Here is a 20,125-nt window from a genome sequence, read left to right as displayed (position 1 = left end):
CGATGGTAGTGTGGGGTTTCCCCATGTGAGAGTAGGTCATCGTCAGGCTTATATTCCGAAAGGGCCACCCAATAGGGTGGCCCTTTTTTTATGTCTGAAAAAAATATGCAACAAAAAAAGCCAAGAAGAAAAACAAAAGAGAAAGACAGAGGCAGAGACTAAAAAGCGCAAAGTGCAGAAAATAAAAACGAATAAAAAAATAAAACAAACGACGCCATGAAAATAGAACGTCTAATTTAGATTTTTATAGATATTTTTTAAGAAAAACTATCCATAAAATAAATAAATTTACAAATAAATAAAAACCCCTAAAGCACGCAAATAATTTTGCCCACGATGTTCAGTCCGCGCGGTTTAACCCGACAAAAATAGTCTCCAGCGCATCCCCCCTCAGAGCTTTTTTACACTCCACCTCTAAAAATATTCCCCAAAAAAACCTCGACACAAAACCGGAAAAGTACCGATAGCACGCCCGTAAAAAGTAGAAATTACCCCAGTGATTAATCGATGGATTTTTAAGCATTACCGAGAACACCTGTAACCGCGGGGCCTGTAGCGGATTTATTCGAGTTATGCACAAGTCTATCCAGGCTTTCTGTTAATAACGCGCCCCTGTGGAAATCTGCGCAAGAGGCGCTGCTTTTTTACCCGCCTTTTACGGAGCCACGGAAAGACAAGGCTGAGAGGGGATATCCCGGAGTTATGCACAGCTCTATCCATGGTTTCTGTTGGTAACCTTCCAGTAACAGAGATGTAATTAGACGGAGAGCAGTTATTAACAGGGTTGTAAGGCTGGAATCTGTGGATTAATAACGCTGATTAGTTCGCCAGTATCCAGAGTCTCCTGAGAAAGAGAAAGAGAAAGAGAAAGAGAAAGAGAAAGAGAAAGATGTGAGAAAAGGGAAGTGAACAGGCTTTTATTCGGTAGGGGAAAAGGAGGGGGAAATAAAGAGCCCCACGCTGGTGGGGCTCTGAGTAATAGCGGCAGCTAATTCTTTATTTAACGGAGGTGGGTACTCGTCCCAGGTTTCCTTCCATCTCTGTGGTGAGGAAAGACATTACGACCCAGGCAGCGACATTTTGGCGCAGGTTCTCTGGGTCGACCTTATCGAGGGTATCGTTGGGAGTATGGTGATAGTCAAAGTAGTCGGTGCCGTCCTGATAGAGACCAAAGGCCGGGACGCCGCGGGCAACAAAGACACTGCTGTCCGGGCCACCGTAAGATGTATTGTTTCCGCGTTCGATACCTAGAGGTGCAAGTAGCTGCATCATCTGATCGGCAATATCGAACTTACTCTCTGGAAGGCGTGTGTCAAAGCGCCACACTTTGCCGGCGCCAAAGTCGGACTCAGACACGGCGACAATGTTATCCAATTCGTGTAGATGAGCGTCTACGTACTGTTTGGCACCAACAAGGCCAATTTCCTCGGCACCGAACAGAACTACACGGAGGGTGCGACGAGGGCGCTCGGGCAGCTCGGCAATAAGGCGTGCAGTTTCCATGACGATGGCTACGCCGGCTCCATCATCCAGCGCACCAGTTCCCTCATCCCAGGAGTCCAGGTGGGCACCAATAATCATTACCTCTTCCGGTTTTTCGCGACCGGTAATCTCCCCAATTACGTTAAAGGAGGGGCCGTCGGTGTGTCGCTGGTTGTCGATATCCAGTTTCACCTGCACGGGTTTACCGCGCTTGAGCATTGCCTCCAGCAGGTTAGCATCCGGAGCAGACAGAGCCAGAGCTGGAACCGGATTTTCGATAGCATTAATGGACATCATACCCGTGTGGGCAAAGCGGTCGGAGTCGGTGCCCACGGAGCGAAGAAGTAGTGCAACCGCGCCCTTCTCCGCAGCCGCACGCATGCCTTTACTGCGCCCTTGCACGGCGGGGCCGTAACCCTCGCCTGTGCGGGCTTTTTCCATACGTTTATTGATGAAGGCAATTTTACCTTCAACTTGTTTTTCGGATGCTTGCTGAAGGGCTTCCACATCGGGGAATTCGATAATTTCCGCAGTCAGGCCGCCCGCGGGGGTGGCAACACTATAGCCGAGAGAGGAAACGACTAGTGGTTGAGGGAAAGGGGAAGTTACTTGGGCGTGGGCATGTCCCCGAGTCCAGCGAGGCACATTGATTTGCTCCGTGTAGACCCGGTCAAACCCAAGCGCTTTCATTTTCTCCTGAGCCCAGGCTACAGCGCGTTGGTCGCCCTCGGTGCCGGCGCGACGCGGCCCAACTTCCACGGTGAGTGATTCTACGATGCTATAGGCATTCGAGGATGCCAGGGCGCGGTCGCGCAGTACTTCGGCCACGGACAGATCTTCCTGTGATAGAGGCTTTGCCTGGGCGATGCCGACGGCAACGGTTGCAATTAAGCCCCCGGTAAGGGACAGCAGAGGTTTGAACATGTGTTTATCCTTGACTAACACTCGTTGATTCAAGATTTACGTGGTTTGTCTGGTGTACCGAGCAGTAGGCGGCTACGAATTCGGCGCAGTTTTTCCAGGCCACGTTGAGTAAATAAATAGGGGGCGCCACCAGTGTATTCGTGTTCTTCGATTTTAAGGCACTCCAGGCGCATTTTCTCCAGTTCGGGATCGTGGCGCATAGGGCAGGCCAAGAGTGCCCGCCATTCGCTTTCAGAGGCCTGGCCGGAGAGAACATCTTCCAACCCTCGGATAAAACTGTTTCTGTCCATGCGAAATCGCGGTGTACGCAGATGCATCAGAGTCCAAATCACTATGGCAAAAGCGCAGAAGGATAACAGCAGGGTGAGAAATATAGTCACTTTTCTACGACTCCATGAGCAGTTTTATGGCCACCGCCAGGGTGGAGAAAATAATGACGGGTTTAATTAGCCTAACCCCGTGGCTAATTACCAGATTCGAACCAAGTCGTGCACCTACAAACTGGGCCAGTGCCATACCGAGAGCGATTGCCAGGGATAGGTGGCCAGCGGCGATAAATATCATCAGTGAAGTGGTGTTTGTTGCCAACACCAAAGGCTTGGTAGCGGCCGTGGCTTTACGCATGTTGTAGCCGAGTAGGGCAGTGAACGCCAACGCGTAGAGGGAGCCCATACCTGGTCCAAAGAAGCCCCCATAAAAACCCAGACCTCCACCAATCAGTAGGTTAAAGGCTCCCTGTCTCATTCTTGGCTTTGAATCGGTATCAGAAATACGTGGCGAAAAGATAAAATAAACGGCGATGCCGATAATCAGGATGGGCAACAGTTTGGCCAACATCTCTACGCCCAACACCGTCACCGTCCAGGTACCCAAAGCCGATCCTATGACCGCGGCTAACAGGCCCGGCAGCAGTGGTCTTAGTTGGAGGTGCCCTTTTTTAAGGTAATTGAGACTAGAGGAAAAAGTACCGGAAACGGCCTGGAATTTATTGGTGCCGAGGGCGTCGAGTGGAGGGATGCCCGCCCAGAGCAGGGCGGGAAGTGTAATAATTCCACCACCGCCAGCGATGGCACTGATAAACCCCGCAATAAAGGCAACTGCGGTCAGAATCAGGTATGTGGTATTGGATATATCGCTACTAACTTCTATCACGGGAGGATTCAGTGCCCTCCAAGGTGCTGGTCTGCATCTTGTGGTGGAAACCTTGATACTTGCTGAAGCGATGCTGGATTTCTCTCATATCTTTGTCCAGGTCTCCAGTGGGGTGGTAAAGGGAATCCAGGCAGAAGCGTTTGCGGGAAAAATCCCAGGCTATCAGTAAAATAGGCACCTCTGCTGCATAGGCGATACGCAAGAAGCCACTCTTCCACTTGGTGACTTTTTTTCGGGTGCCTTCCGGGGTGATGCCCACCCACATTTTTTCATTATTTCGGTACTGCGCAGCAACCTGCTTAGCGATGATCCCGGCAGACCCGCGGTTTGTAGGGACCCCACCGAGCCACTTAAAGAACCCTTTAAATGGAAAGAAAAAAGCTTCTTTTTTCATCAGCCAAGAAATTTTTACCCGGTAAGCCATGATAAATGGCATCGCTACCACAAAGTCCCAGTTAGAGGTGTGTGGAGCCAGAGCCACCATTACCTTTTTTTCCGGTGGGAAGGTGCCTTCCAACTTCCACCCCATCAATCGAATCGCCAACATGCCAATCGCTGAGGTGATACTGTTACCGAGACGAGGTACTTCTGTTGGTAATTCTTTCTGCTGACTCATTATCGATCTCTCAATCTACTGCTTATGTCTCCGGGAGGAAATACTTCCTCACCGGATAGTGCCTGTAAATTAGTGCTCGCGGGTGGCGTAGAAGCGGATATCGGGGTAACGCTCCTCAGCCAGTTGCAAGTTCACTCTGGTTGGCGCCAGGTAAGTGAGGTGCCCACTGCCATCCATGGCGAGATTGGTACTGGCCTTGCGTTTGAAGTTATCCAACTCTTTCGCGTTGTCACTATCTACCCAGCGGGCAGTACTTACATTCACATTCTCGTAGATGGCTTCTACTTTATATTCATCTTTGAGGCGATAGGCGACAACCTCAAACTGGAGTACGCCAACGGCGCCAACAATAATGTCGTTGCTGTCCAGGGGGAAAAAAACCTGGGTCGAACCCTCCTCGGAGAGCTGTTGCAAACCTTTTTGCAATTGCTTTAATTTCAGAGGATCCTTCAAACGAATACGGCGAAATAATTCCGGGGCAAAATTGGGGATGCCAGTAAATTTCAGGGATTCCCCTTCGGTAAAGGTATCGCCGATCTGGATAGTGCCGTGATTGTGCAGGCCGATAATGTCACCAGCGATGGCTTCTTCTACGTGCGTGCGATCGCCGGCCATAAAGGTCACGGCATCGGCGATCTTAATATCCTTACCGAGGCGCACATGCTTCATTTTCATACCGCGCGTATAGGTGCCTGAGCAAACTCGCATAAAGGCGATACGGTCGCGGTGTTTGGGATCCATGTTGGCCTGGATCTTAAATACGAAGCCAGAAAATTTTTCCTCATTTGCTGCTACCTCACGATCCTGAGTAGCGCGGGACTGAGGACCCGGTGCCCATTCGACAAAGCCATCGAGCATTTCGCGCACACCGAAATTACCCAGTGCGGTACCGAAAAATACAGGAGTGAGTTCACCGGCCAAGTAGGCTTCCAGGTCAAATTCATGGGTGGCACCGCGCACCAGTTCGATTTCTTCGCGAATATCTTCGGCGTATTCACCAAGTAATGCATCCGCTTCAGCGGAGTTCAGCCCCTTGATTTGAATGTCGTCGGGAATTGTGTGGCCCTGGCCCTGGGTAAACACATGGATGGTATCGGTATAGAAGTTGTAGACCCCTTTGAAGAATTTGCCGGAACCCAGAGGCCAGTTAATTGGGGCGGCCTGAATATTCAGGACCTCCTCAATTTCATCCATTACCTCGATGGGGTCGCGGATGTCCCGATCCAGTTTGTTGATAAAAGACAGGATCGGGGTAGTGCGCAGGCGGCACACGTTCATCAGCTTGATTGTGCGGTCCTCGACACCCTTGGCACCGTCGATGACCATCAGGGCGGAGTCTACTGCGGTGAGTACCCGATAGGTATCCTCAGAGAAGTCCTCGTGCCCGGGTGTATCCAGCAGGTTTACCGTGCGTTCCTTATAGGGGAACTGCATAACTGAGGAGGTGACAGAGATACCCCTTTCCTGCTCCATAGTCATCCAGTCGGAACGCGCGTGGGGGCCCTTTTTCCCTTTGACCGAGCCCGCCAGCTGAATGGCATTTCCGAATAGCAGTAACTTTTCGGTCACGGTAGTTTTACCGGCGTCCGGGTGGGAAATGATTGCGAAAGTTCTACGTCTTTGAAATCGTTGAGAAAAATCGTGGTTCACTTAGATTTAACCTTATCTGTGTACGTCCCTGTGTACACATATATCAATATACTCCAAGGCCGAATCGCGAAAGGCGCATTATATCAAATCGGGCTTTGTTTTTGCTCTTGTCTGGTGACCGAGGGATGCTATCTGGTCAGTTTGGTCGAGGCTAATTGGATGCTAGTTGAAGGTTGTGTAGGTATTTGGCCATGTCCATGTGCTGTTGCTGGGTGAATCTTCTCCAACATTCCAGGATTAGCTCTACTGATTAGTTGGTGTACGGTAGTGTTCAGAGTATTGTGTCACTTCTTTACTGACCCTAACCGTCAATAACGTACACGCCATTGCGGCAGTAATAGACCAAGCACAGTTTGAGGAAGATCTTATTTTCGGCGCCATGCGGGAGTGCTCTACGGCCTGCCACATCATGCTAATTTCATCTGGGCTCAGGAGCAGGTGCCCGTCTTAATGCGCAGATCTTCCGTTGCGCTGATATTGGCAATGGGGTTGCTAGTGATCAGCCTGCGCCGCACGCCCCTCTTCAGCATTTGCTTGGTATTGGTCAGGGTGTGGTTGGCAATATCGAGGGTGGCCTTTGTCCTTTTTTCCAATAGGACAAGCCACTCGTGCAGGGTGGTTTCTTCTGCAGATCGGTGGCTAAGCGCTGGGAATATTTACAACTGGAAAGAGCGCAGGATTTTATAGTGGCCCATTTTTTTTCCTTGCAATAGGAATGATACTACTGCAAGAGCAGCTTCTCTAAAGAATCAGCATTGACGATTACTTGCTTTTCAAATTGCTTACCCAGCCTAGTGTCGTAGCCTTGTTCACATTTTTCCTTCAGGCGTTGCCCTTCGTTTCTGGCATTCTTGAGTGTCATTAAGCGCTAGGAGCCGAGGTGAACGCGGGCTGGTTTGCGGTCGCAGCGGTATCGAAGTTGAAAATGACTTTGCCTTGGTGTGTGACTCGTACGCTAAGGCCATTGCCGTCAGCCATTCTCGAATGGTTTTCACCGTATTGGCCTTCATCTAAGTACTAAATAATGCCATGACAGCCTCCCTGTGTAAAAATTTTTAAAGGTTAACAAAAGGCGATTTGTGTACTTGCTTGTGTACACTTTTTTTCGACAGCGGTTGGTTTTGGGGGGCGTAAGCCGTCGAGAGTAAGAGGCTTAAAAATAGGACTTTATACGTTTTATTGATTATATGTCGCAGGTTGTCAACTTGTAACTACTGGTGATTTATAGGGGTGGAAAATAATTGTGAAGATAAGGTGATTGGAAAAACCCACCAGGGAAAAATTCAATTTCATTTTTGAGTTTGTTATCACTGGATAACCGGAAGAAAAACGAGTCCGCCTGACAGGCACAGGCACTGTCTTGCGGGTGAGGTATACTGCGAAATTGGGCTCTGAAGGTGGCCTACAAGTTTTTTCGGTGGCGTTAATGGGCGGAGCTGGTAGGACAGCTGATAATCCTGAGCACCTTTTGGAATCAATTCGACTTTTCAGTCGATTCAAGGCCACTATAGAGGGTGGCCTGTATTCGCCAGGCCCACGGTGGTGTCATGGCAGTTCTAGTCAATATGGGGGAAGAATGAGTCAGGAACGTTTACAGGCATTGCGAGAGGAATTGCAGCGGCAGGGCGTCGAGGCTTTCCTGGTTCCTCGTGCCGATGAATATCAAAACGAATACGTTCCCCCGGCGGATGAACGTCTAGCCTGGATAACCGGCTTTACCGGATCTGCGGGGATGGCGGTGATCGGTCTGGATAAAGCCGCCCTGTTTGTGGATGGGCGCTATACCCTGCAGGGGCAACAGCAATTGGGAGACTTACCCATAGCGCTAGAAAACCTGGATAACCAGGTCATTGCCAGCTGGGTATGTGAACAACTGAGCAGTGGACAGTCTTTGGGCTATGATCCGCGTTTGCACACGGAACCGGGGCTGGCGCTCTTAGTGAAACGCCTCTCCGAGCGGGATATCACTCTGAAGCCCCTGGAGAAAAACCCAATCGATGCAATTTGGCGGGATAGACCAGCTCCCCCCTGTGGTAAAGCCCGTCCACACCCCTACGTGTTCACCGGGGAGCACTCCAGCGATAAACGCCAGCGTATTGCCACACTCCTGGCCGAGAAGCGAGCGGATGCGCTGTGGCTGCCGAATCCGGAGAACTGCGCATGGCTGTTCAATATTCGAGGGGATGATATTCCCCATCTGCCTGTAGCGCTTTCCAGCGGGGTGCTCTTTCGGGATGGCAGTGCCACTCTGTATCTGGCTGAGCGAGCAGTTGGTGAGGGGCTCCTTGAGCACCTGGAGCGGGAAGTGACGGTGGTGACGGAAAAGGGCCAGCTATTTGAGGACTTGCACCGCCGCCATGTGAATAAGATCTGGGTGGACCCCTCGATCAGTAATTGCTGGACCTTACAGCAGTTGCGCGGCCAGGATTTGCAGTTGCTACTGGAGCGGGATCCTGTGATTCAAGCTAAGGCGTGTAAGAATGCGGTGGAGTTAGCGGGCTCCAGGGCGGCTCATGAACGCGATGGTGCCGCATTGTGTGAATTTCTGGCCGAGTTACCCACTGCGGTGGAAAACGGGTTGGATGAACTGGCAGCGGTAAAACTGCTGTATCGCAAGCGCGAGGAGCGTGAGGGGTTTCGCGGCAACAGTTTTGAAACTATCTCGGGTTATGGTCCCAATGGGGCCATAGTGCACTACCGGGCAAGCCCGGAGTCGAGTTTACCGATGCAGGCGGAGAGTATTTATCTGTGTGATTCCGGAGCCCAATATCCCGATGGCACCACGGATGTGACTCGAACTGTGGCCCTGGGGGAGTTCCCCGCGCTGGCGCGGGAGCATTTTACCCGAGTGCTCAAGGGGCATATTGCCATCGCTACTCTGCGTTTTCCCAGCGGAACTTGTGGTGAGCAAATCGATGCCATCGCGCGCAGATCACTCTGGGACGTGGGCCTGGATTACGCCCACGGCACCGGACACGGTGTCGGCAGTTTCCTGAGTGTACATGAGGGGCCACAGCGTATCGGCAAAGCTATCACCAATACGCCACTGCAGCCGGGTATGATCCTTTCCAACGAGCCGGGTTTTTATCTCACCGGCCAATACGGTATTCGTATTGAGAACCTGGTATTTGTCAAAGACAGTGCGGATTATCCCGGATTTCTACAGTTTGAAGAGTTAACACTAGCGCCGATTGAGCGCCACTTAATTGATGTGGAGCTTCTCACCATATCGGAACGGGACTGGTTGAATCGCTATCACCAGCGTGTACGGGAAGTCATCACGCCATTGGTTAGTGAGAAGACTGCACTCTGGCTGCAGCAGGCCACTGAGGCCGTTTAATACGATGAGCTGGGGGCTTGCCCCCAGTGTTTTATTTCATAAAAAATATGGACGTTGGTGATTACTGCACCTCAAATTTATACCCGGCTCCATATACGGAATGAATTAATTCCTTTTCCGGTAGCAGGGCCGCAATTTTTTTGCGCACTTTCTTGATGTGGCTGTCGATAGTGCGGTCGCTGATTACCCGGTAGTCTGAATAAATGCGATCCATAATCTGCTCGCGAGAAAAAATCCGCCCGGGTTCACTGTAGAGTAACTCGAACAGGTGAAATTCCAGAGCGGTTAAACCCACATCGAGACCGCCGACTAATAATTGGCCGGTGTTACGTCGTAGCTGGATATCCCCGGACTTCCGCTGTCCTGTGCTGTGAGTGCGGCGCAGTACGGCCTTCACACGGGCTATGATCTCGCGGGGGCTATAGGGTTTACACACATAGTCGTCCGCGCCCACTTCCAAACCGCGCAAGCGGTCTGCTTCCTCTATTCTGGCGGTCATCATAATAATCGGTACATTACTATAGCGACGAATTTCCTTGCAGATCTCCAGGCCATTTTTACCCGGTAGCATAAGATCCAACAGAATCAGGTCCGGGGGCTGCGACTCGATATGAGCAGTGACTTCATTGCCGTTCGAGAGTATATCGGCACGGTAATCGGCGGCCTGCAGGTAATCCAGCAGTAGGTTCGCCAGTTCAGTTTCATCTTCGACAATTAAAATCCTAGCGGCCATGATTCCTACCATTTAATTCTCTCGGTGAGGGGGAGAAAAATACTAATTTCCAGGCCGCCCAGGCGGGATGAGCTGGCGGAAATACTGCCCTCGTGGGCTTTGACAATATTTTGACAAATCGACAATCCTAAACCGGCACCACCGGTTCCCCGACTGCGCGAATAATCGGTGCGATATAGGCGGTCGAAAAGATGGGGGATATCGGCACTGGTAACCCCTGGGGACGAGTCGGCAAAAGTGATAATAGCGGTTTGAGCTTCTGCGCGTGTGCTGACGTTCAGTTGGCCGCCGCTGTCTGTGTAGCGCAGGCTGTTGGTGAGGAGGTTGCCAAACAGCTGTTGCAGGCGCGCCTCATCGGCATAGATCAGTTTGCTATCGGATAGTTTGTTGTGCAGTTGCAGTTCGATATTCTTCTGAGCGAAGGCGCTGCGAAAATCCTCCACCATACTGCTGAGCAGTGGGCCCAGGGGCAGGTCGGTCTTGCAATAGTTCAAGGCGCCGGCATCGGACAGCGACAGCTCGTAGAGGTCGTTGATCAAGCGGCTGAGCTGGCGAATTTTGTTGTGCAAAATATCAAGATTTTTCGGCGAGGCTGTGCGCACACCGTCCTGCAGCGCCTCAATTTGCCCCTTAAGGACTGCCAGTGGTGTGCGTAGCTCATGGGAAATATCGGCCATCCAGCGATTGCGAGCGTGTTCATTGGCTTCAAGTGTTGTCGCCAAGCGGTTGAAGTCTGCGCTTAATTGGCCCAGTTCATCGCGCCTTTCAATATCGATACGGGTTTTATAATCCCCCGAGGTCAGGCGATGGGTGGCCTCGGCGAGGCGGCGTATGGGGCGCACAAGTTGCCAGGCCAGGGGCAGAGCGATGGCCAGGGTAATAATAAAAGTAGCAATAGAAATCAATGCAAAGGTACGGGACTGCTCCTGAATAAATCCCTGCTCATACTTTTTGGATAGGGCGGGCGGTGGATTGATTGTGAGATACCCAACGGTTTTGTCCTCCACCTGAATTGGCTGATAGAGCAATTCATCTGCCGGAGCGGGGCGCCCGATGACCAGCTGTTTCTCACTGTTGAACAGGCTCAGGCGAGGCCCAAGCGAGTTACCCATGGGTGGGCGAGGGCCGGGGCCGGCCATGCCCCGGGGCGGCATGCCACTGGGTGGGGGCGGTGGAGGAAGGTGACCCAATTGACGAAAAATGGTTTGCCGATGCAGATCCAGCCATTCTGAACCGTTTTTTTCCAGGGATTTCCAGCTGCCCTTGCGAAGATAAAACTGCTGTAGCGCCTGCACTAGGCCCTCCACATCACGCAGCTCCTGGGCACGCATATAAGCGTGGAAACCGTGGCTGAAGCTCCACTGAAAAAAAACAAACATGCCGCCGACAGTAATTGCCGTCGTCAGTAAAAATGCCAGGCTGAGTTTGTAGCGAATGTTTAGCGACATCTTGTATCCGGTTCTTCCTACGGACCGTCAATAAGGCGGACTTTCCTGTCCCGCTGTGTGGGGTATTGCCTATGTCGATGACTACCCAAGCGTACACTCTCTGTAAATCGGCGGGCAATTCTTTAATTTAAATACACTCAATATCTTGACCTTGGTTTATGGGGGAAGCGCTGAAGGTTGTCGTAATCAGCTCACCGATGATTTTGCGCCACTTCTGCGCCCTCTCTTGTGGAAATGGGGGATGTGGAAAAGCGGTGCAGGACTAAGTTATTTCGATCGCGCTGGATAAACAATGTGGCCAGGACCCGTTTACCGCCGCGACTCCATGTGCTGTGGTCGTGCGCATTGAGAGTTACTGTGATCTGGTTGAATCCCGGCTTTAGCCATTTTTCTGGCAGATGCAAATCCGCAGCATATAGGCGCTGTATTTTTACACCATTAATATAAAGGTGCGCGTGTCCCTCGAGAAAGCGCTGTGGTGCTTCATTGGCATAGCGGGGCGACTCCAGTTCGAATCGGTCGTAGGCGATATGTAAATTAAAACCGGACATCGTGTCTCGGCTGATCTCCAGTTCAATACGTGGTGCGGCGACATGTACGGGTATTTCTACCACCGGGTGCGGATCGCCGTTGTGTCCCGCGTGGGGGTTGGGTTGGGCTGCCCATGTGGGGGTGCCGGTCGCTACCAGCCAGGCCAGCGTGCCGGCAGCAAAATACCTGTGCATTTTCATAAACTGCCCACTCCTGGGTTGTGTGTCGGTTAGCGGCCAACGGTGGTGGAACACCGGTTGACGATGGTTTGCTCGTCTAGTTTTCCGTAAAAGCGGGGTCCAAAAGTAAAAGGAAATGCGGGCACTAACTGGGCGTCCTCGCTGAGAGTGACAGTCAAGTGGTAGTGGTAGCCGCGTTCACTATCGGTGTGGCCGTTATACTGATCCAAGTAGGCGCCGCCCTGGGCCGTCAGGCTCGCATCCCAAAAATAATCCTCGTAAAAGAAGCCGGAAGTGGTGTCGAATTCGTTACCGGAGAGTGAGGTGTAACTCCCGCTGGTGGAGGGGCCGATATTATTCGTGGCCTGAGAGCCTTTGCTGGTGTCGTACTCGTCTACCAGCAGGCAAGAGCGCTCACCGGCAACACCGCAGCCGGTTTCGGAGTTGGGGTCGTCGTACGCACGCACCGCCCAGCTGCTCAAAGCCAATTGGCCGTCGTCCTCCCAGGGACCGTAGATGGCGTAACCATCGGCGGTGTAGCCGTAGATTGGCGAGTGGCCATCGCCCACGTCGGCCACCAGGTTTGCCAGGCAGTCACTGTAAAAATGGTGGTGGTAGTCGCCATTGGCGGCGTGCCCCCCGCAGACGTCCACATCGTAGACTTCCGCTAAGGGGGCGAGTGTATGCCAGGTATTGTTGACGGACTGTCCATCGCTCCACTGATAAATGGAAGTGCCATTGACCCAGTAGCCCTGAACGCCAAGACCGGTTTCACAGTCTTCGCTGGCCGCTTCCGGGGATTTGGGGATATCGCCCTGGTGGGAGACATTTTCCGGGCAGACCGGCCCAGGTGGCCAGAAGCCGTAGCCCGCCTCGGTGTCGCAGGAGGCGTTGCTGCGATAGCCAATATCTTGACCAAAGCGGATGAAGTCTCCCACTTGAACGTTGGGGCTGCCGCTGACAAAGTCGCTGCTGACCTTAGGGCGGGTGAGCAGGGCGTTGAGGATATTTGCGGTGACCAGGATTTCATAGTCGGGTATGCCTGTTGCGGATACACGGGTGTACTCCTTGCCATTGGCGGTGACAGACTCTACGCGTTGCACATTGACCAATACCTGCTCGTTGCTGTTGTTCTCATAAATGTAGGGGGCGCGCTCGTCAGTGGTATTGACGATCCAAACCCCGGTGTCTTCTGTACTGCTGTCGTCATCAGTGGCGTCATCGGTATTGCTGTTGTCGTCTCCGCTATCACTGCCCGTATCGGTATCGGTATCGGTGTTCTCGTTGCTGGTTTCTGTGTTGGAGGAGGAATCGCCTCCGCCGCCACAGCCCTGTAGGGCAGCGGTAAGCAGTGTGAGGGCGAGAGCGCAGGATAAAAGTGAGCGTTTGTCGCGGTTGAGTATTTCTATTATTTTCATGGAGAACACCGGTCACTGACATCAAAGGATAAGCCCTCCGAAAATACTGCAGAAAAGAGGACAAAATATGGACAGTTCAGTGGCTGTGGTGGTGGGGTGTTACAGTGGCAAAATCCCATTAAGTGGTTCTTAAAGGGGCTTTTGCTTAAAAGCGACCGCGACGGAAAAACCATTTCGCCCCTCTGTATAAGGGCAAACCGTTTATTGTTCCTCTCCCTACTTTTGCCGGGCAAAAAATAATTGTGGCTGGAAAACCACTGCGGCTAGCCAGTGTTAAATTTTGCAAAGTTTGGGAGGGGGATGGATATCCCCTCGGCTCGACAGCCGCAGAGACACTGCTGTCGCTGCTCCTGACCGCCTTGTGCGGGGTGGCCCACGGCACGGCTTTTAGATCAGAGTGTTTTGCGGCGAGCCCGCTTCAGCCGGGAGGCGGCCCCGGAGGCGCACCGCCGCCGACCTCATCGGAACACACACTGACAATAGTCTGGTCATCCAGTTTGCCGTAAAAGCGTGGTCCAAACGTGTAGGGAAAGGCTGGGATAAGCTGCCCAGCCTCATTCAAGGTAACGGTCAGGTGATAGTGGTAGCCGCGCTCGCTGTCACTGTGGCCATTGAATTGGTCCAGGTTGGCGCCGCCGAGAGCGGTAAGGTCCTGATCCCAGTAATAGTCCTCATAGAAGAATCCGGACTCGGTAATAAAAATATTCCCCGATAAGGAGGTGAAGGTATCGCTGGTGCTGGGGCCGTTGCTGGCCAGTGCTGCGATACCCTGGTTTATATCGTACTCATCGATTAACAGACAGCGGCGTTCCCCCGCAATGCCACAGCCACTTGGGGAGTCGGGATCATCGTAGTCGCGGATGGCCCAGCTGCTCTTGGCCAGCTCGCCATTTGCCACCCAGGGGCCATGGATGGCATAACCATCGGCGGTAAAGCCGTAAATAGGGGAGTGACTGTCGCCGTTATCTCCAACCAGGTCGGCGAGACAGTCGCTGTAAAAATGATGGTGATAGTCGCCGCGGGCTGCATGGCCTCCGCAAATATCCACATCGTACACCTCAGCCACCGGTGCCAGGGTATGCCAGGTACCATCTAAAATCTGGCCATCACTCCATTGGTAAATGGACGTGCCATTGACCCAGTAACCCTGCGCCCCGAGAACACTCTCGCAGCGTTCATTGGAGATTTCCGGTTCCTGCGGGAAGTAGCCCTGATGAGAGACATTTTCTGGACAGACCGGACCTGGGGGCCAAAATCCATAGCCGGCGCCGGTATCGCAGCTGCGGCTATTGCTGCTATAGCCGATATCCTGGCCAAAAAGGACGCTATCGCCAACCTGCACAGTGGGGTTGCCGCCGACAAAATCTGTGGCCGCCCTGGGGCGGTTGATGAGCCAGTCATATAGGTTGCCGGTAATTACAATTTTGTAGTCGGGGATACCGGTTGCACTCACTCGGATGTAACGCTTGTTCTCCACGGTGACCGCTTCAACGCTTTGGACATTCACCAAAACCTGCGCATTGCTGTTGGTTTCGTAGATATAGGGAGCGCGGGCGCCGGTAGTGTTAAGAATCCAGGGCCCGCTGTGCCCACTGTCTCCTCCGTCGTCGCCGGAGCCGTCTTCCGGGGGCGGGGAGGGATCATCCTGGTCACAGCCTGGCAAACTTGTTGTGAAAAGAGTCCAGATTACGACCGGCAATATGGCACAGCGCCACCGCTGCCGCGGAAAGAGCAGGCTTTCTTTGACTTGCATAAGTCATCGTCCTTGATGGGGGTTTACTTGGCTTTATCGATTGCTGAGAGCGTCAGCGATGCCCGGGTAAGGCTGAAACTAACGTGCAAAGTGGGAAGCAATATGCAAGGCGATTACTGCGGCGTATGTTTCCTTACATAGCGCCACAGAATGCGGAGTGTGAAATCTTTATCAAGCGGTGCCGTATTTGATGGGGGTGTCCAGAGTAGCGGGCCCGGACCTAGCTGGCGGGCAGGGAGTCTGTCGCGCTGACTTCTGCGCGGCGCAAGCGGGTCTCGTGACGCAGCCACCACCAGGACAGGGCACCGAGCAGCAAATTGGACGTGGCGGTGGCGGCAAACAGTCCAGCCATCCCCCAGAAGTGGTTGCCGATCCAGGCCAGTGGCAGGTAGATGCCAAACACCCGCAGAAAGGAAATCATGGTAGCGGGCAATGGTCGTCCCAGGCCGTTAAACGCGGCGTTGGCGGACATAACGAAGCCATAGCCGGCATAGCTGAAGGGCACCAAGCTCAGATAGGCAACCGCCACCGCGATGACCTCGGGGGAGTCGCTGAACAGGCGCACCACCGGTTCGCCGATAAAATACAACAGTACCGCCAGGCCGGCTCCCAGTATCAGGCAGAAGCGGGCCAGCACACTGACGGTCTCTCGCAGTCGATCTATGTTACCGGCCCCGGCATTCTGCCCCATAAATGGGCCCACCACCGCAGAGAGCGCATAGAAAACAATCAGGGCCACCGGTTCGATCCGCAGGGCGACACCTAAGCCAGCCACGGCTTCGTCACCGTGCACCGCCACCATGGCGACCACTACGCCGCCAGCCATGGGAATAATGACATTGGTTAAAACCGCGGGCAGCCCCACCGCGAGGACCTTGCGCCAGGATTCGATCAGGGTGCCGAGGTGCCACTGGGGTGCGGCTACCAGATTTTCCCGGCGGATCAGAAAGTAGAAGGCGGCAAAAAAGCTGAAGGCGCGCACGATGACTGTGGCGATGGCTGCACCTTGCAATTCGAGACGGGGAAAACCCAATAGGCCGAAGATCAAAATCGGATCGAGAATTAAATTGAATAGGGCCACGCCCACCATAATGCGCCCGGTCAGAGCGCTGTTGCCGATAGCGCGCAGGGCTGAGAGGGCAATGGTGGGTACGATGACGAAGATTGTGCCAAGGTACCAGGGGACCATATAGTCTTCGATTAATGGCATCAATTCTGGGCTGGCGCCGAGCAGGGAAAACAGAGGGCGAATAGTCAGCAGGCCGGTGACTGTAATGACAAGCGATATGAGTAGTGCCAACACCGAGGCATCGGTGACCAGTCTGCGCACATTGCTCACTTCCCTCGCGCCATAGGCGCGAGCCACCGCTGAGGAGGCACCCGCTCCTAGGCCTATAGAAAAGCTGTTTATTACCATTACCACGGGAAAGGTAAAACTCATCGCCGCCAGTGGTGCACTGCCCAGCTGCGAGACGAAGTAGGTATCGATGATATTGAAAGACATCACCGCGAGAATGCCCCAGACCATGGGGAGGGCGAGCCTCTGCAAGTGGCCGGAAACTGAGCCTTCGAGGAGAGACGGACTACTTGTTGATAGCGACATTCAATAACTCTTTTCGGGCAGACCGGTTAAGCGGGGTATTTGGTTGAAGCTGCCACAAAGTCGTGCGGCAGCGGCAGCGCGGGTCCGTGGCGCCATTCCTCGATAGTTGCCATAGATGCCGGGAACAACGAAAACAATGGCCGCCCGGCAGTCCTTCAACCGAATCTACGGTTGGGGTCTGGCAAGGGTGAGACTCATGAGTAGAGCATTTTCGCGCTTGCCGTTATCCGCGGGATAGTAATTCTTACGCAGGCCGTTCTCGGAAAAACCCAGTTTGCGGTAGAGCGACTGTGCGGCGAGATTTGAAGCCCGCACTTCGAGCAGCAGACGCCGAGAATCCTTCTTTAGGCTATTGATTAGGCGGCTGAGCAGCATTTCTGCCAAACCACGCCGGCGCCACTCTGGCGAAACGGCCACATCGAGGAGCTCCGCTTCGTCAAACAGCTGACTGATCACACAGCTGGCGACGACGTCCCCTTCACTGTTTAGAAGCAGCCAGCACTGGTGTCCGGTTTTCAGGCTTTGTAGATATTGGGATTCATTCCATGGATGACTGTGGGCACTTTGTGCCAGGGAGGCCAGGGTTTTGCAGTCTGTCTCCTCGGCGCGGCGCAACTCCAGCCCGTCTGTCTGCGAAAGCATCATGGTGTGCGGGTCTCAACCGGGTAGGTTTTGCGCAGCAGCTGCCACAGATCGCGCTTGCGCTCCGGTTGTTGTAACAGTTGGGACAAGCTCGGCATGGGTAGAACACGCACTCCGCCCCAATCGTTGATGTCTTTATCTAGGGTCAGGGGGGCACAGTATTCCCGTGCCTCCTGGCCCATCAGCCAGATGGATTTCACCGGATTGCGGGAGCAGGAGGCTTCCAGCCAGCTGGAGAAAGTGTCGCGTGCCTCGGTGGCATCCGCTGCGGGCCCAAAGCGGTTTTCCGCCATGGGCCAGTGCAACCGCTCTTGCTGCCGCGGCAGTTCGTGCCAGTTGAGGGCGCGTATGATATTGCCGAACAGGGCGTCCAAGGGCAGCGCGGCACCGGGCTCGTGGCTGTCTACCGCCAGCAGAGCTTCGCCGATGCGCCAGCAGTTGAGTACAAAGGGTTGCACTCGCTGTTGCGGTGCCGTCACGGGGGCAGCCACAGCGGGTTTTATCGGTGTTTGTAGAGTTGCCGCATGGGTTAATGCACTGATCTCCGCCGCTACCGGATTCCCCTCTTTCGCGGCCGGGGTCTCGATAATCTGCGCCGTCGATTGGGGCAGGGGGTTGCCCCGGAGAGGTTGCGCTGGAGTCTCATTGGAGGCGGGCTCTACCGTAGGCAGCTGGGCCTGGCGGGGCTCGGGTGCGAGCGGCAATAGAAAGCGCGGCACATAACTGGCTACACCAAGTACCGACAGATATTCCGCTCGCTGCAGCTCGTTCACTTACACGCCCTGTTTCTTACTCGCACTAATGGCCAGCAAGTTTAACGCATCCATGTAGGCTTGTGCCGAGGCAATCAAAATATCGGTATCGGCGCCCACACCATTGACCAGGCGGCCGTCTTTCTCCAGGCGCACAGTTACCGACCCCTGGGAGTCGGTGCCCTGGGTCACGGCGTTGACAGAATACAGTTTCAAATCGGCGCCACTGTTGACGATATGCTCTATGGCTTTGAAGGTGGCATCCACCGGGCCGCCGCCTTTAGCTTCGATCTGGTGGGGTTCACCGTCAATCGACAAACGGACAAAGGCCTGAGGGGCACTACCGATTTTGGTGCGCACATCCAGATCTATCAGTTGGAAGCGCTCCGATGGTGTCTCGCACAGGGTCACGAGAGAGTGCAGGTCTTCGTCAAAAATTTCGTGTTTTTTATCGGCCAGATCCTTAAAGCGTAGGAAGACCTGTCGGAACTCCTCGCCATCGGAAAAGGTGATGCCCAGCTCCTCGTAGCGGGCGCGCACCGCCGCGCGGCCGGAGTGTTTGCCCAGTACCAGGCGATTTTGCCCCCAACCCACATCCTCGGCGCGCATGATTTCATAGGTTTCGCGATGCTTGAGCACCCCATCTTGGTGAATGCCGGATTCGTGCGCAAAAGCATTGGCGCCAACGATGGCTTTGTTGGGTTGCACCGGAAAACCGGTTACCGAGGAGACCATACGCGAAGTGGGTACGATATGGTGGGTGTCGATGCCGGTGTCTACCGGGTAGAGGTCCTGGCGGGTCTGAACCGCCATAACGATTTCCTCGAGGGAGGCGTTGCCGGCGCGCTCGCCCAGGCCGTTGATGGTGCACTCAACCTGGCGCACACCGTTCATAACGGCGGACAGGGAGTTGGCCACGGCGAGGCCCAGGTCGTTGTGACAGTGGGTGGAAAAGATGGCCTTGTCGGAATTGGGCACACTTTCGATGACCCGGCGGAACATGGCTCCATACTCGCCGGGCTCTCCGTAGCCGACGGTATCGGGAATATTGATGGTGCCGGCACCGGCGGCGATGACCGCTTCAATAATACGGTACATAAATTCTGGTTCGGAGCGGCTGCCATCCTCCAGGGAAAATTCCACATCATCGGTAAACTGCCGCGCAGTTTTTACCGCCTTTACGGCCTGTTGCAGCACATCTTCAGGATCCATCTGCAGCTTGTACTGCATGTGGATTGGTGAGGTGGCGATAAATGTGTGAATGCGGGAGGCATTGGCCTTTTTCAGGGCTTCACCGGCGCGGATGATGTCGCCGTTCACGGCGCGGGCCAGGCTGCAGACACGGGATTCGGTCACGGCCTCCGCCACGGCCTGTACAGCCTCGAAATCGCCGGGGCTGGCGATGGCAAAGCCGGCTTCGATCACGTCCACGCGCATGCGCTCTAGCATACGGGCAATGCGTACCTTTTCCTCTTTCGTCATAGAGGCGCCGGGACTCTGCTCACCATCGCGCAGAGTCGTATCAAAAATGACTAACTTATCTTTTTTCGTGCTCATTTTCGTTTCTTCTCCTTATTTGTTTCGAGGCTAAACAAGGGGCTTCGCCGCTGTCTAGGCACCGTCCAAATAAAGTCGGGAATTCTGTTTGGGGTGAAGGGAGAAAAATTATATGCCGCGTAGGGGCAGTCGTAGCGAGAAAGCTAGGGCGCAGTGCGGAGGGCTAAATAGGCTGTGGTCAGTCTTCATGTTTGGTGATACCGGCTTCGGACTGGATTTCGCACATTATGGATGTTATTTGATCTTGCGGTCAATGCCCGTCCTAATATTTCGTGATATTTATCATTGTGTGATTGATTTGTCCTAATTTGATGCCGTTTAGGTAGGTGTTTTGCCCCCTTGGGG

General features: G+C 53.7%; 17 protein-coding genes. 2 read left to right on the top strand and 15 right to left on the bottom strand.

Annotated elements, in window-relative coordinates; translation table 11 throughout:
- A partial coding sequence (locus Q1A69_RS02040; protein ID WP_299580347.1) for a hypothetical protein occupies positions 1-220 on the top strand: 220 nt, incomplete at its 5' end.
- Positions 221-996: 776 nt separating this feature from the next.
- Here Q1A69_RS02040 and Q1A69_RS02035 read toward each other — a convergent pair.
- The 6 genes from Q1A69_RS02035 to Q1A69_RS02010 form a co-directional block, all read right to left on the bottom strand.
- A complete protein-coding gene (locus Q1A69_RS02035; protein WP_299580344.1) occupies positions 997-2,406 on the bottom strand; it encodes a M20/M25/M40 family metallo-hydrolase in 1,410 nt (469 codons plus the stop codon).
- 29 nt (positions 2,407-2,435) lie between these two features.
- Positions 2,436-2,786: a hypothetical protein gene (locus Q1A69_RS02030; protein WP_299580341.1), complete on the bottom strand. Its 351-nt coding sequence runs from the start codon at positions 2,784-2,786 to the stop codon at positions 2,436-2,438.
- A 4-nt stretch (positions 2,787-2,790) separates the two neighbouring features.
- Complete coding sequence (locus tag Q1A69_RS02025; RefSeq protein WP_299580338.1) at positions 2,791-3,558, bottom strand: TSUP family transporter; 768 nt, start codon at positions 3,556-3,558, stop codon at positions 2,791-2,793.
- Entirely contained in the window at positions 3,545-4,174 is a 630-nt protein-coding gene (locus tag Q1A69_RS02020; protein WP_299580335.1) for a 1-acyl-sn-glycerol-3-phosphate acyltransferase, read from the bottom strand. The genes Q1A69_RS02025 and Q1A69_RS02020 overlap by 14 nt, the downstream gene beginning before the upstream one ends.
- 69 nt (positions 4,175-4,243) lie before the next feature.
- On the bottom strand, positions 4,244-5,824 hold the full coding sequence (locus tag Q1A69_RS02015; protein WP_299580332.1) for a peptide chain release factor 3: 1,581 nt from the start codon (positions 5,822-5,824) through the stop codon (positions 4,244-4,246).
- 428 nt (positions 5,825-6,252) lie between these two features.
- Positions 6,253-6,417, bottom strand: a complete 165-nt coding sequence (locus Q1A69_RS02010) for a hypothetical protein (RefSeq protein ID WP_299580329.1) — start codon at positions 6,415-6,417, stop codon at positions 6,253-6,255.
- Between the two features lie 983 nt (positions 6,418-7,400).
- On the opposite strand from Q1A69_RS02010, the gene Q1A69_RS02005 reads away from it, so the two are divergent.
- Entirely contained in the window at positions 7,401-9,164 is a 1,764-nt protein-coding gene (locus Q1A69_RS02005; protein WP_299580326.1) for an aminopeptidase P family protein, read from the top strand.
- 61 nt (positions 9,165-9,225) lie between these two features.
- On the opposite strand, the gene Q1A69_RS02000 is transcribed toward Q1A69_RS02005, so the two are convergent.
- The 9 genes from Q1A69_RS02000 to Q1A69_RS01960 form a co-directional block, all read right to left on the bottom strand.
- Complete coding sequence (locus Q1A69_RS02000; RefSeq protein ID WP_299580323.1) at positions 9,226-9,909, bottom strand: response regulator; 684 nt, start codon at positions 9,907-9,909, stop codon at positions 9,226-9,228.
- A complete protein-coding gene (locus Q1A69_RS01995) occupies positions 9,903-11,345 on the bottom strand; it encodes an ATP-binding protein (protein WP_299580320.1) in 1,443 nt (480 codons plus the stop codon). Before Q1A69_RS01995 ends, Q1A69_RS02000 begins: the two co-directional genes overlap by 7 nt.
- A 191-nt stretch (positions 11,346-11,536) precedes the next feature.
- Complete coding sequence (locus tag Q1A69_RS01990) at positions 11,537-12,076, bottom strand: hypothetical protein (RefSeq protein ID WP_299580317.1); 540 nt, start codon at positions 12,074-12,076, stop codon at positions 11,537-11,539.
- 29 nt (positions 12,077-12,105) lie between these two features.
- The gene (locus Q1A69_RS01985; RefSeq protein ID WP_299580314.1) at positions 12,106-13,473 is read right to left on the bottom strand and encodes a YHYH protein; all 1,368 of its coding nucleotides are present in this window, start codon (positions 13,471-13,473) and stop codon (positions 12,106-12,108) included.
- 418 nt (positions 13,474-13,891) lie between these two features.
- On the bottom strand, positions 13,892-15,226 hold the full coding sequence (locus Q1A69_RS01980; protein WP_299580311.1) for a YHYH protein: 1,335 nt from the start codon (positions 15,224-15,226) through the stop codon (positions 13,892-13,894).
- 220 nt (positions 15,227-15,446) lie between these two features.
- Positions 15,447-16,829 (bottom strand): MATE family efflux transporter, encoded by a 1,383-nt coding sequence (locus tag Q1A69_RS01975; protein WP_299580307.1) that lies wholly within the window; start codon positions 16,827-16,829, stop codon positions 15,447-15,449.
- 165 nt (positions 16,830-16,994) lie between these two features.
- Positions 16,995-17,474, bottom strand: coding sequence for a ribosomal protein S18-alanine N-acetyltransferase (rimI, locus tag Q1A69_RS01970; protein ID WP_299580304.1), 480 nt, complete (start codon positions 17,472-17,474; stop codon positions 16,995-16,997).
- Positions 17,471-18,244, bottom strand: coding sequence for a hypothetical protein (locus Q1A69_RS01965; protein ID WP_299580301.1), 774 nt, complete (start codon positions 18,242-18,244; stop codon positions 17,471-17,473). The genes rimI and Q1A69_RS01965 overlap by 4 nt, the downstream gene beginning before the upstream one ends.
- Positions 18,245-19,780, bottom strand: coding sequence for a 2-isopropylmalate synthase (locus Q1A69_RS01960; protein WP_299580298.1), 1,536 nt, complete (start codon positions 19,778-19,780; stop codon positions 18,245-18,247).
- Positions 19,781-20,125: the final 345 nt, after the last annotated feature.

Source organism: uncultured Microbulbifer sp. (assembly GCF_947498635.1).
In the GTDB taxonomy this organism is placed as follows: domain Bacteria; phylum Pseudomonadota; class Gammaproteobacteria; order Pseudomonadales; family Cellvibrionaceae; genus Microbulbifer; species Microbulbifer echini.
The sequence above is the reverse complement of the archived record's forward strand: the minus strand, read 5'-3'. Positions and strand labels throughout refer to the sequence as shown.

Excerpts from the sequence above, each read along its gene's own strand:
- Q1A69_RS02035 (WP_299580344.1), bottom strand. The coding sequence starts at position 2,406 with ATGTTCAAACCTCTGCTGTCCCTTACCGGGGGCTTAATTGCAACCGTT.
- Q1A69_RS02020 (WP_299580335.1), bottom strand. The coding sequence starts at position 4,174 with ATGAGTCAGCAGAAAGAATTACCAACAGAAGTACCTCGTCTCGGTAAC.
- Q1A69_RS02005 (WP_299580326.1), top strand. The coding sequence starts at position 7,401 with ATGAGTCAGGAACGTTTACAGGCATTGCGAGAGGAATTGCAGCGGCAG.
- Q1A69_RS02000 (WP_299580323.1), bottom strand. The coding sequence starts at position 9,909 with ATGGTAGGAATCATGGCCGCTAGGATTTTAATTGTCGAAGATGAAACT.
- Q1A69_RS01995 (WP_299580320.1), bottom strand. The coding sequence starts at position 11,345 with ATGTCGCTAAACATTCGCTACAAACTCAGCCTGGCATTTTTACTGACG.
- Q1A69_RS01990 (WP_299580317.1), bottom strand. The coding sequence starts at position 12,076 with ATGAAAATGCACAGGTATTTTGCTGCCGGCACGCTGGCCTGGCTGGTA.
- Q1A69_RS01985 (WP_299580314.1), bottom strand. The coding sequence starts at position 13,473 with ATGAAAATAATAGAAATACTCAACCGCGACAAACGCTCACTTTTATCC.
- Q1A69_RS01980 (WP_299580311.1), bottom strand. The coding sequence starts at position 15,226 with ATGCAAGTCAAAGAAAGCCTGCTCTTTCCGCGGCAGCGGTGGCGCTGT.
- Q1A69_RS01975 (WP_299580307.1), bottom strand. The coding sequence starts at position 16,829 with ATGTCGCTATCAACAAGTAGTCCGTCTCTCCTCGAAGGCTCAGTTTCC.
- rimI (WP_299580304.1), bottom strand. The coding sequence starts at position 17,474 with ATGATGCTTTCGCAGACAGACGGGCTGGAGTTGCGCCGCGCCGAGGAG.
- Q1A69_RS01960 (WP_299580298.1), bottom strand. The coding sequence starts at position 19,780 with ATGAGCACGAAAAAAGATAAGTTAGTCATTTTTGATACGACTCTGCGC.